Annotated in this window: 10 protein-coding genes; 5 read left to right on the forward strand and 5 right to left on the reverse strand. The window is 70.9% G+C overall.

Translation table 11 applies throughout. From position 1 onward, the window contains the following. Positions 1-133: 133 nt before the first annotated feature. Genes ACFMQL_RS27545 through ACFMQL_RS27565 form a run of 5 tightly spaced genes read right to left on the reverse strand, consistent with a single transcriptional unit; the run spans position 134 to position 5,645 of the window. Entirely contained in the window at positions 134-1,000 is an 867-nt protein-coding gene (locus ACFMQL_RS27545) for a universal stress protein (RefSeq protein WP_364054991.1), read from the reverse strand. After that, positions 1,001-2,422 (reverse strand): amino acid permease, encoded by a 1,422-nt coding sequence (locus tag ACFMQL_RS27550; protein ID WP_364054988.1) that lies wholly within the window; start codon positions 2,420-2,422, stop codon positions 1,001-1,003. A 9-nt stretch (positions 2,423-2,431) separates the two neighbouring features. After that, a complete protein-coding gene (locus ACFMQL_RS27555; RefSeq protein WP_364054985.1) occupies positions 2,432-3,367 on the reverse strand; it encodes a carbamate kinase in 936 nt (311 codons plus the stop codon). Position 3,368: 1 nt separating this feature from the next. After that, positions 3,369-4,376 carry an ornithine carbamoyltransferase gene (gene argF, locus ACFMQL_RS27560; protein WP_364054982.1) on the reverse strand — a complete coding sequence of 336 codons (1,008 nt, stop codon included), beginning with the start codon at positions 4,374-4,376 and terminating at the stop codon, positions 3,369-3,371. A 24-nt stretch (positions 4,377-4,400) separates the two neighbouring features. After that, complete coding sequence (locus ACFMQL_RS27565; RefSeq protein ID WP_364054979.1) at positions 4,401-5,645, reverse strand: arginine deiminase; 1,245 nt, start codon at positions 5,643-5,645, stop codon at positions 4,401-4,403. A gap of 237 nt (positions 5,646-5,882) precedes the next feature. Here ACFMQL_RS27565 and pyrR point away from each other — a divergent pair, with 237 nt between their 5' ends. The 5 genes from pyrR to carB are packed head-to-tail and all read left to right on the forward strand — an operon-like array spanning position 5,883 to position 13,050. After that, on the forward strand, positions 5,883-6,464 hold the full coding sequence (gene pyrR / locus ACFMQL_RS27570; RefSeq protein ID WP_364054976.1) for a bifunctional pyr operon transcriptional regulator/uracil phosphoribosyltransferase PyrR: 582 nt from the start codon (positions 5,883-5,885) through the stop codon (positions 6,462-6,464). Beyond that, positions 6,461-7,378: an aspartate carbamoyltransferase catalytic subunit gene (locus ACFMQL_RS27575; protein ID WP_364054973.1), complete on the forward strand. Its 918-nt coding sequence runs from the start codon at positions 6,461-6,463 to the stop codon at positions 7,376-7,378. The genes pyrR and ACFMQL_RS27575 overlap by 4 nt, the downstream gene beginning before the upstream one ends. Then, complete coding sequence (locus ACFMQL_RS27580; protein ID WP_364054970.1) at positions 7,375-8,661, forward strand: dihydroorotase; 1,287 nt, start codon at positions 7,375-7,377, stop codon at positions 8,659-8,661. Before ACFMQL_RS27575 ends, ACFMQL_RS27580 begins: the two co-directional genes overlap by 4 nt. Next, positions 8,658-9,764 (forward strand): glutamine-hydrolyzing carbamoyl-phosphate synthase small subunit, encoded by a 1,107-nt coding sequence (gene carA / locus ACFMQL_RS27585; RefSeq protein WP_378787736.1) that lies wholly within the window; start codon positions 8,658-8,660, stop codon positions 9,762-9,764. Before ACFMQL_RS27580 ends, carA begins: the two co-directional genes overlap by 4 nt. After that, positions 9,751-13,050 carry a carbamoyl-phosphate synthase large subunit gene (gene carB, locus ACFMQL_RS27590; protein ID WP_364054964.1) on the forward strand — a complete coding sequence of 1,100 codons (3,300 nt, stop codon included), beginning with the start codon at positions 9,751-9,753 and terminating at the stop codon, positions 13,048-13,050. The genes carA and carB overlap by 14 nt, the downstream gene beginning before the upstream one ends. Positions 13,051-13,064 lie beyond the last annotated feature (14 nt).

The raw sequence follows: 13,064 nt of genomic DNA on the forward strand, positions 1-13,064 counted from the left end.
GGGGTGGGCGCCTGAGGTCAAGCTGATTGGAAAAAAGATGCCGAATCCGGTCCGGTAGGGATCGCCACAATCGCCCCTCATGTCGCGCTGGTAACAGTACTTCGTCAGAGTTTGACGAGGAATCGACACCAGGTCAGGGTTGCCTGGTCAAGATCATGACGGGACGGGTGGCGGCCTTGAGGATCTTGATGGAGGTGTCGCCCAGAAAGACCCTTCTGAGTGGCCCGGTGTCGCTGGAAGCGCATATGATCATCTCGCCGGGCAGCCACGAGGCCGCGCCGAGCGCCTGCGCCACGTTGCGGCCCTCCAGCACCTCGACCTCCACGGGGGAGCGTCGCCGCTGGCCGCGCGCCGCCGCGCGCAGGTCGGCCGCGGCCTGGTCGCGCAGGCGTACGAGCATCTCTTCCTCGATCCTCGCCCGCCTGCCGCTGCTGAGCACGAGCGTGACCAGGCGCAGCGGCACGTCCAGCGTGGCCGCCGTCCTGGCCGCGACCTTGACCGCCTGGTCGCAGCCGGGGCCGCGCCGGTAGGCGAGCGTCACCCGGTCGAAGGCGGCAGGGGGCGCGTCGGCGAAGCCGCGCGGCGCGAGCATGACGGGGACGGAGGAGGAGTGCAGCAACTGGTCGGCGGTGCTGCCCAGGCTGATGCGGCCCTTGCCGCCGCCCGGGGCCGGGCCGATCACCACGACGTCGGCGCCGCGCCTGCGCGCCAGCTCCACCAGGCCGCGCCCGCTGCCGCGATGGGCGGTCACCACGTAGTCGGCGTCCTCGCCGGCCAGCTCGCGGGCCTGGGCGAGCGCGGTGTCGGCCTGTTCGCGCAGGTACGCCAGCCACGCGCTCTCCTCGGCCCGCGCGGGCCCCGGCGTGGTCACCGCGGGCGGCCGCACGTACGCGACCGACAGCCTGGCGTGCGCCTGCCGCTTGAGCAGCACGGCCAGCGCGAGCCCGTCGTTCCCGCGGGGACCCGGCATGTATCCGGCCAGCACGTCGTCGAGCTTCATTCAGGACACCTCGGCATTCAGCCGCGAATGGCCATAGCCGTACAGGAAGTAACAGATCAGGCCGACGAGCATCCACAGCGCGAAGGCCAGCCACGTCACGCCCGCCAGCCCCGCCATGACGACGACGCACAGGATCGCGCCGATCACCGGCGTGGCGGGGAACAGCGGCGTCTTGAAGCTGCGCGGCAGCTCGGGGCTGCGGTAGCGGAGCACGAGCACGCCGACGTTGACGATGGCGAAGGCGAACAGCGTGCCGATGCTGGTCGCCTCGGCGAGCTGCCCGAGCGGCACCAGCCCGGCCAGCAGGGAGATGAACGCGGCCACGATGAGCGTGTTGAGCACCGGCACCTGGCGGCGCGGGTTCACCCGCTGGAAGACGCGCGGGATCAGGCCGTCGCGCGACATCGCGAACAGGATGCGGGTCTGGCCGTAGATGACGGTCAGCACGACGCTGGCGATCGCGATGACCGCGCCGAACGAGACGATCAGCCCCGGCCAGGTGGCGCCCAACGCCAGATCGGCGATGTGCGACAGGCTCGCCTCGGTGCCCTCGGGGTCGAAGTCCTGCCACGGCATCGCCCCGATCGCGGCCAGGGCCACCGCCACGTACACGATGGTCACGATGAGCAGTGACAGCAGGATCGCGAGCGGCAGGTCGCGCTTGGGGTTCTTGGCCTCCTCACCTGCGGTGGACGCGGCGTCGAAGCCGATGTAGGAGAAGAACACCTGCGAGGCCGCGGCCGTGATGCCGGCCAGCCCCATGGGCGCGAACGGCGCGAGGTTGCCCGAGTCGAAAGCGGTGAACGCCACCGCGCAGAAGAACGCCAGCACCGCGACCTTGATGAGCACGAAGACGGCGTTGGCGGTGGCGCTCTCGGACGCGCCGTACAGCAGCAGCCAGGTGGCCAGCAGCACGATGACGATGGCGGTGACGTTCACCACACCGCCGTCCTGGCCGGGGGAGCGGGTGATCGCGTCGGGCAGCGCGAACCCGAACGCCGAGTCCAGGAACGCGTTGAGGTACTCGCCCCAGCCGACCGCCACGGCCGCCACGGAGACCGCGTACTCCAGCATCAGGCACCAGCCGCAGATCCAGGCCACCAGCTCGCCCAGCGTCGCGTACGCGTACGAGTAGGACGAGCCGGCCACCGGGATCGTCCCGGCCAGCTCGGCGTACGACAGCGCGGAGAACAGCGCCGTGACCGCCGCGAGCACGAACGACAGCACCACCGCGGGCCCCGCCTTGGGCACCGCCTGCCCGAGGATCACGAAGATCCCCGTGCCGAGTGTGGCGCCCACGCTGAACAGCGTGAGCTGCCACAGCGACATCGTGCGGCGCAGCTCGCCGCCCTCGCCGTGACCGCCCTCGGCCACGATGCGACCTGTCGGCTTCGTACGCAGAAGCCGTCGGGCCAGTGTCACGCGCGCCCCCTACAGCGTGCTCGTCAGCGGCCACCTGCCGTTGGGCGTCACGATCGTTCCCGCCGTGCCGTCGAGTATGCGTTGTGCCTGGTCAAGTCTGCCGATCGCGGCCATGTCGCCGGTCGTCTCGACGAAGCGGCAGACCGCCTCGACCTTCGGCCCCATGGACCCGGCGGGGAAGTCGAGCGCGCGCAGCTCGTGGGGCGTGGTGTGGCGGATCGGGCTCTCGGCCGGCGTGCCGAAGCCGCGCAGGACGTGCGGCACGTCGGTCAGCGCGAGAAAGGCGTCGCAGTCGAGCGCCTCGGCCAGCAGCGCGGTCGTCAGGTCCTTGTCGACGACCGCCTCGACGCCGGTCAGCCGGCCGCGCTCGTCGCGCACGACGGGGATGCCGCCGCCGCCCGCGCACACCACGATCACGCCTTCGCCCATCATCCGCCGGATCAGCCGCGTCTCCACCACGCGCTGCGGGGCGGGTGAGGGCACGACGCGCCGCCACTGCCCGCCGTCCTGCTTGACGGTCCAGCCGTGCTCGGCGGCCAGCTTCTCGGCCTCCTCGCGGTCGTAGGCCCGCCCGACGAACTTGGAGGGCGCCGCGAACGCCGGATCGACGGCCGACACCAGGGTCTGCGTCACCATGGCGAGCACCTGGCGGCCGGGCAGCGCGTTCTGCAGCGCCTGCTGGATCCAGTACCCGAGCAGGCCCTGCGTCTGCGCCCCCAGCGCGTCGAACGGATAAGGACGGCTCAGCCCTGGGTCGGAGGCGCTCTGCACGGCCAGCATCCCCACCTGCGGCCCGTTGCCGTGGGTGATGACCAGCTCGTGCCGCCCGGCCAGCCCGGCCAGCGTCCTGACCGCGGTGCGGACGTTGGCGAGCTGCGTGGAGGCATCGGGACGCTCGTCGCGCCGCAGCACCGCGTTGCCGCCGAGCGCCACGATGACCCGCATCTCAGCGGCTCCCCAGCGTCGCGACCATGACGGCCTTGACCGCGTGCAGCCGGTTCTCGGCCTGGTCGAAGACGATCGAGCGGGGCGAGTCGAAGACGGCGCCGGTCACCTCCAGCGCGTCGAGTCCGGTCCTGTCGAAGATCTCCCTGCCGATCCTGGTGCGCCGGTCGTGGAAGGCCGGCAGGCAGTGCATGAACCGCACCGACGGGTTGCCCGTCGCCCGCACCACGGCGTCGTTCACCTGGTACGGCAGCAGCAGCTTGATCCGCTCGTCCCACACCTCGGCGGGCTCGCCCAGCGACACCCACACGTCGGTGTAGAGGAAGTCCACGCCCTTGACGCCCTCGATCACGTCGTCGGTGACCGTGATCCGCGCGCCCGTCGCCGCGGCCAGCTCCTCGGCCGGGCCCACGGCGAGCCCGGCGTCGGGCCACAGCGCCTTGGGGGCGACCACCCGCACGTCCATGCCGAACATCGCGCCCGTCACCAGCAGCGAGTGCCCCATGTTGTTGCGCCCGTCGCCCAGGTAGGCGAACGACACCTCGCGCAGCGGCCGGCCGGCGTGCTCCTTCATGGTCAGCACGTCGGCCAGCGTCTGCGTCGGATGCCAGGAGTCGCTCAGCCCGTTCCACACCGGCACTCCGGCCAGCGCCGCCAGCTCCTCGACGTCGGCGTGGTCGCCGCCGCGATACTCGATGCCGTCGTACATCCGGCCCAGCACCCGCGCGGTGTCGGCGACCGACTCCTTGTGCCCGAGCTGCGAGTCGCCGGGGCCCAGGTAGGTGGTGTGCGCGCCCTGCTCGTACGCCGCCACCTCGAAGGCGCAGCGCGTACGCGTCGAGGTCTTGCCGAAGACCAGCGCCACGGCGCGGCCGGTGAGCCGCGGCCGCTCGGTGCCGGCGCGTCGCTCGGCCTTCAGCTCGGCCGCCAGTTCCACCAGGTGGCCGAGCTCGCCCGGTGTGAAGTCGAGCTCTTTGATGAAGCTGCGGTTGCGCAGGTCGAATGCCATCGGTCGGTGTCCCCCCGGATTCCCCTAGACGGCGTCACGCTCGAGCGGGCAGCTCATGCACCGCGGCCCCCCGCGCCCCCTGCCGAGCTCGCTGCCCCTGATCGTGATCACCTCGATGCCGTTGTCGCGCAGGTAGTTGTTGGTGGTGGCGTTGCGCTCGTAGGCCACGACCACGCCGGGCTCGATCGCCAGCCCGTTGCAGCCGTCGTCCCACTGCTCCCGCTCGGCGGCGTAGACGTCCTGGGTGGCCGTCAGGACCGTGATGTCCGGCAGGTCCAGCGCGTGCGCGATCGCCTTGTGCATGTCCTCAGGGGGATGGTCGGTGACCTTGAGCTCCTTGGACGTCTCCCCGGGCTCGATCGTGTACGCCGGCAGCATGCCGAGGCCCGCGTACTTGGTGAACACCCCCACGTCCAGCATCGTCATCACGGTGTCGAGATGCATGAACGCCCGCGCCTTCGGCATGTCGAGCGCCACGATGCGGCTCGCCGAGCCGGCCCTGAACAGCCGCTGCGCCAGCATCTCCACCGCCTGCGGCTGGGTGCGCTCGCTCATCCCGATCAGCACCGCGCCCCGCCCGATGACCAGCACGTCGCCGCCCTCGATGGTGGCCGGCGCCACCGCCCTGCCGGGCATCCAGCAGTGGTAGCCGCCCTGCTCGGGCCGGTTGAAGCCGTCGGCGAACGTCGGGTGGTACATGTAGACGGCCTCCATGTTGACCGTCTCCCGCATCCTCGCCTTCTTCTTCATCGCGTTGATGGACACGCCGTCGTAGATCCAGCAGGAGGTGTCGCGGGTGAACAGGTGATTGGGCAGCGGCGGCAGCACGAAGTCGTCGTCGGCCAGCGTGTGGAAGGTCAGCGCCTTGGGGTTGCAGCCCAGCTCGACCAGCTCCCGCTTGGTGATGCCGCCCGTCAGATAGACCTGCAGGGTGGCCGGGTCCATGCCGTCGAGGGTGTTGCGCACGTCGTCGATCGCGACCGGGCCGAGCCAGCGCTCGTCCACCACGGCGTCGAGGATGTGCTTGCGCGCCTCGGGAATCTCGACGGTCTCCCTGAGCAGGTCCGACAGCAGGTGGACGCGGATGCCGCGGCTGGTGAGCACCTGCTGGAACTCCTCGTGCTCCTCGACGGCCCGCTGCACCCACAGCACGTCGTCGAAGAGGAAGGCGTCCTTGGTGGTGGGGGTCAGCCGTTTGAGCGCCAGGTCGGGCTTGTGCAGCAGGACCTGCCGCAGGCGCCCGACCTCGCTGTCAACATGAAAGGTCATCTTCGATCCATCCCCTCCGGCGGCCGGCCTCACGCCCGTACGCCCGCCGCCGCGCGCGGGTCCTGTGCCCCGCGCGGACCGCTCCGACACCGGCGAGGCCGGGAAATTACCTGATCAGGGAGATCGCGCCGCCCGGGAGGGTGCGCACGTTGTAGCTGGTAGCCCCTGATACTGTGTGTCCGACCAACACCCTTTTAAGACCCGTCCCGTGAGGCGGGAAAGGTGGTGAGCTTCGCCATGTCCGCAGAACCCGATACCAGGGAGCCCGGCCATAAGGGAGACTCCCGGGCGGTTCTCGAAGCCCCCGACATCCACCGGGCGCTGACCCGGATCGCGCACGAGATCCTCGAACGCACCAAGGGCGGCGACGGCGTCGTCCTCCTCGGCATCCCCACGCGCGGCGTCACGCTGGCCCGCAGGCTCGGCGAGCGCATCGAGCGTTTCGAGGGCCTGAAGATCCCCGTCGGCTCGATCGACATCACCATGCACCGCGACGACCTGCGGCGCGGCCCCGTGCGCCCGCTGGGGCACACCGAGGTCCCCGCCGACGGCATCGACGGCAAGGTCGTCGTGCTGGTCGACGACGTGCTCTACTCCGGCCGCACCGTGCGCGCCGCGCTCGACGCGCTCAACGACATCGGCCGCCCCACGGCCGTGCAGCTCGCCACGCTGGTCGACCGCGGCCACCGCGAGCTGCCCATCCGCGCCGACTACGTCGGCAAGAACCTCCCCACCGCCAAGAGCGAGAAGGTCAAGGTCTACCTCGAGGAGACCGACGGCCGGGACGCCGTGCTGCTCGTGAAGGGGGGTTCCCGGTGAAGCGGCACCTCATCTCCGCGGGAGACCTGACCAAGGACGACGCCCTCCTCATCCTCGACACCGCCGAGGAGCTGGCGAGAGTCTCGGAACGTTCCATCAAGAAGCTGCCGACGCTGCGCGGGCGCACGGTCGTCAACCTCTTCTTCGAGGACTCCACCCGCACCCGCATCTCCTTCGAGGCGGCGGCCAAACGGCTGTCGGCCGACGTCATCAACTTCTCGGCCAAGGGCTCCAGCGTGTCCAAGGGCGAGTCGCTCAAGGACACCGCGCTGACCCTGGAGGCCATGGGCGCCGACGCGGTCGTCATCCGCCACAGCGCATCAGGCGCGCCGCACCGCCTGGCCGGCTGGGTGCGCGGCAGCGTCGTCAACGCCGGCGACGGCACCCACGAGCACCCCACCCAGGCGCTGCTCGACGCCTTCTCCATGCGCCGCCGCCTCGGCGGGCTCGAGGGCCGCAAGGTCACCATCGTCGGCGACGTGCTGCACAGCCGGGTCGCCCGCTCCAACGTGCTGCTGCTGCACACCCTCGGCGCCGAGGTCACCCTCGTCGCCCCGCCCACGCTGCTGCCCGTCTCGGTCGGCAGCTGGCCGTGCGAGGTCTCCTACGACCTCGACGCCGTGCTGCCCAAGTCCGACGCGGTGATGATGCTGCGGGTGCAGAAGGAGCGGATGAACGCCGCGTACTTCCCGAGCGAGCGCGAGTACTCCCGCCGCTACGGCCTCGACCGCGACCGCTTCGCCAAGATGCCCGACGACGCGATCGTCATGCACCCCGGCCCGATGAACCGGGGCATGGAGATCGCCGCCGAGGTGGCCGACTCGGCCCGCTCGACGATCGTCGAACAGGTCGCCAACGGCGTGACCATCCGCATGGCCGTCCTGTACCTGCTGCTCGGGGGAGAGACCGCATGATCATTCGAAACGTCAGGATCCTGGGCGGCGAGCCCGCCGACATCCGCATCGCCGACGGCGTGATCGCGGAGATCGGCACCGGTCTCAAGGACGGCGAGGTCGTCGACGGCGGCGGCGCCATCGCGCTGCCCGGCCTCGTCGACCTGCACACCCACCTGCGCGAGCCCGGCCGCGAGGACGCCGAGACCGTGCAGACCGGCACCCAGGCGGCCGCCAGGGGCGGCTACACCGCCGTGCACGCCATGGCCAACACCTCGCCCGTCGCCGACACCGCCGGCGTGGTCGAGCAGGTCTGGCGGCTCGGCCGCGAGTTCGGCCACTGCGACGTGCACCCGGTCGGCGCCGTCACCGTCGGCCTGGAGGGCAAGCAGCTCGCCGAGCTGGGCGCGATGGCCGACTCCGCGGCCCGCGTCCGCGTCTTCTCCGACGACGGCCACTGCGTCGACGACGCGGTGCTCATGCGCCGCGCCCTGGAGTACGTCAAGGCGTTCGACGGCGTCGTCGCCCAGCACGCCCAGGAGCCCAGGCTCACCGCCGGCGCGCAGATGAACGAGGGCGAGGTCTCCGGCAGGCTCGGCCTGACCGGCTGGCCCGCCGTCGCCGAAGAGGCGATCATCGCCCGCGACTGCCTGCTGGCCGCCCACGTCGGCTCCCGGCTGCACGTCTGCCACGTCTCCACCGCGGGCTCGGTCGAGATCCTGCGCTGGGCCAAGTCCAAGGGCTGGAACGTCACCGCCGAGGTGACCCCCCACCACCTGCTGCTCACCGACGACCTCGTGGAGGACTCGCCGGTCGGCGCCTACAACCCCATCTACAAGGTCAACCCGCCGCTGCGCACCCGCGCCGACGTCGAGGCGCTGCGCGCCGCGCTGGCCGACGGCACCATCGACATCGTGGCCACCGACCACGCGCCCCACCCGGTCGAGGACAAGGAGACCGAGTGGAGCGCGGCGGCCATGGGCATGGTCGGCCTGGAGACCGCGCTCAGCGTCGTGCAGGCCGCCATGGTCGACACGGGCCTGCTCGACTGGGCGGGTGTGGCCGAGCGCATGTCGATCGCGCCCGCCCGCATCGGCCGCCTGGCCGGTCAGGGACGGCCGCTCGCCGTGGGCGAGCCGGCCAACATCACGCTGTACGACCCGTCCGTGCGCACGGAGGTCGACCCGTCCGCCTTCGCGTCCAAGAGCCGCAACACCCCCTACGAGGGGATGACGCTGCCCGGACGCGTGGTGGCCACGTTCCTGCGCGGCAGGCCGACCGTACTCGAAGGGAAGCTGGTTTGAACACAGCGGTGCTCGTCCTGGAAGACGGCCGCGTCTTCCACGGATCTCCGTACGGCGCCGAAGGCGAGACGTTCGGCGAGATGGTCTTCAACACCGGTATGACCGGCTACCAGGAGACCTTGACCGACCCGTCCTACCACCGGCAGATCGTCGCCATGACGGCCCCTCACATCGGCAACACCGGCGTCAACGACGAGGACCCCGAGTCGGGCCGCGTCTGGGTGGCCGGCGACGTCGTGCGCGAGCCGTCCAGGATCGTCTCGAGCTGGCGGGCCAACCGCTCGCTCGACGACTACCTCAAGGAGTACGGCGTGGTCGGGATCGCCATCTCCGGCACCCGTGCGCTCACCCGCCACCTGCGCGAGCGCGGCGCCATGCGGGCCGGCATCTTCAGCGCCCCCGACGCGCCGGTCGAGGAGCTCGTCGAGCGGGTCAGGCGCTCGCCCGGCATGGAGGGCGCCGACCTGGCGCGCGAGGTCGCCACGAAGGAGCCGTACGTCGTGCCGGCCATCGGGACCAGGCGCTTCACGGTCGCGGCCGTCGACCTCGGCATCAAGGGCATGACCCCGCGGCGCATGGCCGAGCGCGGCTGCGAGGTGCACGTGCTGCCGGCCGACGCCACCTTCGAGCAGATCATGGCGGTGCGCCCCGACGGCGTGTTCTTCTCCAACGGGCCGGGCGACCCCGCCACGGCCGACGTCACCGCGCTGCGCCAGGTGCTGCAGGCCAAGGTGCCGTTCTTCGGCATCTGCTTCGGCAACCAGCTCTTCGGCAGGGCGCTCGGGCTGTCGACGTACAAGCTGCGCTACGGCCACCGCGGCGTCAACCAGCCGGTCCAGGACGTGCGCACCGGCAAGGTCGAGATCTCCGCCCACAACCACGGGTTCGCGGTCGACGCGCCGCTCGACGGGCCGTTCGAGACCCCGTTCGGGCCGGCCGAGGTCAGCCACATCAACCTCAACGACCGCTGCGTGGAGGGGCTGCGCCTGCTCGACGGACGCGCCTTCAGCGTCCAGTACCACCCCGAGGCCGCCGCGGGCCCGCACGACGCTGCCTATCTTTTCGACGAGTTCTGCGAGGTCATGAGCCGTGCCCAAGCGTGAGGACATCAGGTCGGTCCTGGTGATCGGCTCTGGGCCGATCGTGATCGGCCAGGCGTGCGAGTTCGACTACTCCGGCACCCAGGCGTGCCGGGTGCTGCGGGCCGAGGGGTTCCGCGTCATCCTGGTCAACAGCAACCCCGCGACGATCATGACGGACCCGGAGTTCGCCGACGCCACGTACGTCGAGCCGATCACCCCCGAGTACGTCGAGAAGATCATCGCCAAGGAGCGGCCCGACGCGCTGCTGCCCACGCTGGGCGGCCAGACCGCGCTCAACACGGCCGTGGCCCTGCACGAGTCGGGCGTGCTGGAGAAGTACGGCGTCGAGCTGATCGGCGCCGACTTCGAGGCGATCCAGGCCGGCGAGAACCGCGAGCGGTTCAAGGAGATCGTCGCCAAGGTCGCCCGCGAGCACGGGCTCAACGCCGAGTCGGCCAGGTCGGCCATCTGCCACAGCATGGACGAGTGCCTGGCCGCGGCCGCCGAGCTGGGCTACCCGCTGGTCGTGCGGCCCTCGTTCACGATGGGCGGCGCCGGCTCCGGCTTCGCCTACGACGAGGCCGACCTGCGCCGCATCGCAGGCGCCGGGCTCGACGCGTCTCCGACCACCGAGGTGCTCCTGGAGGAGTCCATCCTCGGCTGGAAGGAGTACGAGCTGGAGGTCATGCGCGACAAGGCCGACAACGTCGTCATCGTCTGCTCCATCGAGAACATCGACCCGATGGGCGTCCACACCGGCGACAGCGTCACGGTCGCGCCCGCGCTGACCCTGACCGACCGCGAATACCAGAACATGCGCGACGTCGCCATCGCGGTCATCCGCGAGGTCGGCGTGGACACCGGCGGCTGCAACATCCAGTTCGCGGTCGATCCGCGCACCGGCCGCATGATCGTCATCGAGATGAACCCGCGCGTGTCGCGCTCGTCGGCGCTCGCCTCCAAGGCCACCGGTTTCCCGATCGCCAAGATCGCCGCCAAGCTGGCCATCGGCTACACGCTCGACGAGATCCCCAACGACATCACCAAGGAGACCCCGGCCTCCTTCGAGCCGACGCTCGACTACATCGTGGTGAAGGTGCCGCGCTTCGCGTTCGAGAAGTTCCGCGGCGCCGACCCGACGCTCACCACTCATATGAAGTCGGTCGGCGAGGCCATGGCCATCGGCCGCTCTTTCCCCGAGGCGCTGCAGAAGGCGCTGCGCTCGCTGGAGAAGAAGGACTCCTCCTTCACCTGGGCGGGCGAGGTGCGGCCCAAGGACGAGCTGCTGGCCGCCTGCCGCACGCCGCACGACGGGCGGCTGCGCACGATGCAGCAGGCCATCAGGGCGGGCGCCACGCCCGAGGAGCTGCACGAGGCGACCAGCATCGACCCGTGGTTCATCGACCAGCTCTTCCTGCTGCACGAGGAGGCCGAGGCCGTCGCCGCCGCGCCCGAGCTGACCGCCGAGGTGCTGGAGCGGGCCAAGCGCCACGGGTTCAGCGACGTGCAGATCGGCGAGATCCGCGGCATCGACGAGGCCCGCGTGCGCGACCTGCGCCATGCGCTCGGGCTGCGGCCGGTCTACAACACGGTCGACACCTGCGCCGCCGAGTTCGCCGCCAAGACCCCCTATCTCTACTCGACCTACGACGAGGAGAGCGAGGTCCCGTACGGCGAGCGGCAGAAGGTGATCATCCTCGGCTCCGGGCCCAACCGCATCGGCCAGGGCATCGAGTTCGACTACGCGTGCGTGCACGCCTCGTTCGAGCTGTCCAGGGCCGGGTTCGAGACCGTCATGGTCAACTGCAACCCCGAGACCGTCTCGACCGACTACGACACCTCCGACCGGCTCTACTTCGAGCCGCTCACCCTGGAGGACGTCCTGGAGGTCGTGCACGCCGAGCAGCAGACAGGCCCGGTCGCGGGCGTCATCGTGCAGCTCGGCGGGCAGACGCCGCTCGGGCTCGCGCAGGCGCTCAAGGACGCGGGCGTGCCCGTCGTCGGCACCTCGCCCGAGTCGATCCACCTGGCCGAGGAGCGCGGCGCGTTCGGGCGGGTGCTGGCCGAGGCCGGGCTGCCCGCGCCCAGGCACGGCACCGCGCTGACCGTCGCCGAGGCACGGGAGATCGCCTCCGAGATCGGCTACCCGGTGCTCGTGCGGCCCTCCTACGTGCTCGGCGGGGCCGGCATGGCCATCGTGTACGACGAGGAGACGCTCACCGCGTACATGGCGGCCCAGGAGCAGCCCGACGGGGCCGGTCACCCGGTGCTCATCGACAAGTTCCTCGACGAGGCCATCGAGATCGACGTCGACGCGCTCTACGACGGCGAGGAGCTGTTCCTCGGCGGCGTCATGGAGCACATCGAGGAGGCCGGCATCCACTCCGGCGACTCGGCGTGCGCGCTGCCGCCCATCACGCTGGGCAGCGCCGACATCACCGCCATCAGGGAGGCCACCAGGGCCATCGCCCAGGGCGTCGGCGTGCGCGGGCTGCTCAACGTCCAGTACGCCATGTCGGCCGGCGTCCTGTACGTCCTGGAGGCCAACCCGCGCGCCAGCCGTACCGTGCCGTTCGTGTCCAAGGCCACGGCCACGCCGCTGGCCAAGGCGGCGGCCCGGGTGATGCTCGGCGCGTCGATCGCCGAGCTGCGCGCCGAGGGCATGCTGCCCGCCACCGGCGACGGCGGCACGCTGCCGCTGGAGTCGTCGATCGCGGTCAAGGAGGCGGTGCTGCCGTTCAACCGGTTCCGGGGCGTCGACACCGTCCTTGGGCCGGAGATGCGCTCCACCGGCGAGGTCATGGGCATCGACGAGTTCTTCGGGATCGCCTTCGCCAAGTCGCAGGCCGCGGCCTACGGCGAACTTCCGACCAAGGGACGCGCCTTCGTATCCGTGGCCAACAGGGACAAGCGTGCGATGATCTTCCCTGTGAAGGCGCTGGCGGATCTCGGGTTCGAGATCCTGGCCACCGAGGGGACCGCCGAGGTGCTGCGCCGCAACGGCGTCCATGCCAAGATCGTGCGAAAGCACAGCGAGGGAGCGGGTCCCGGAGGTGAGCCCACAAGCGTGCAGGCCATTCTCGACGGCGAGGTCGACCTGATCGTCAACACGCCGTTCGGCAGCCCGGGGCAGTCGGGGCCGCGCCTCGACGGCTACGAGATCCGCACGGCCGCCGTGCTGCGCGGCATCCCGTGCATCACCACGGTGTCGGGGCTGGCCGCCGCGGCGGCGGGCATCCAGGCGATCGTACGCGGCGATGTGGGCGTACGGTCCCTTCAGGAGCACGCACAGGCAATCAGGGGATGACCCCGCACGGGAGG

The organism is Nonomuraea fastidiosa, assembly GCF_042751225.1.
Classification (GTDB): domain Bacteria; phylum Actinomycetota; class Actinomycetes; order Streptosporangiales; family Streptosporangiaceae; genus Nonomuraea; species Nonomuraea fastidiosa.

Bases quoted from the DNA above. Each gene is read 5' to 3' on its own strand.
- ACFMQL_RS27545 (WP_364054991.1), bottom strand. From the start codon at position 1,000: ATGAAGCTCGACGACGTGCTGGCCGGATACATGCCGGGTCCCCGCGGG.
- ACFMQL_RS27555 (WP_364054985.1), bottom strand. From the start codon at position 3,367: ATGCGGGTCATCGTGGCGCTCGGCGGCAACGCGGTGCTGCGGCGCGAC.
- argF (WP_364054982.1), bottom strand. From the start codon at position 4,376: ATGGCATTCGACCTGCGCAACCGCAGCTTCATCAAAGAGCTCGACTTC.
- ACFMQL_RS27565 (WP_364054979.1), bottom strand. From the start codon at position 5,645: ATGACCTTTCATGTTGACAGCGAGGTCGGGCGCCTGCGGCAGGTCCTG.
- pyrR (WP_364054976.1), top strand. From the start codon at position 5,883: ATGTCCGCAGAACCCGATACCAGGGAGCCCGGCCATAAGGGAGACTCC.
- ACFMQL_RS27580 (WP_364054970.1), top strand. From the start codon at position 7,375: ATGATCATTCGAAACGTCAGGATCCTGGGCGGCGAGCCCGCCGACATC.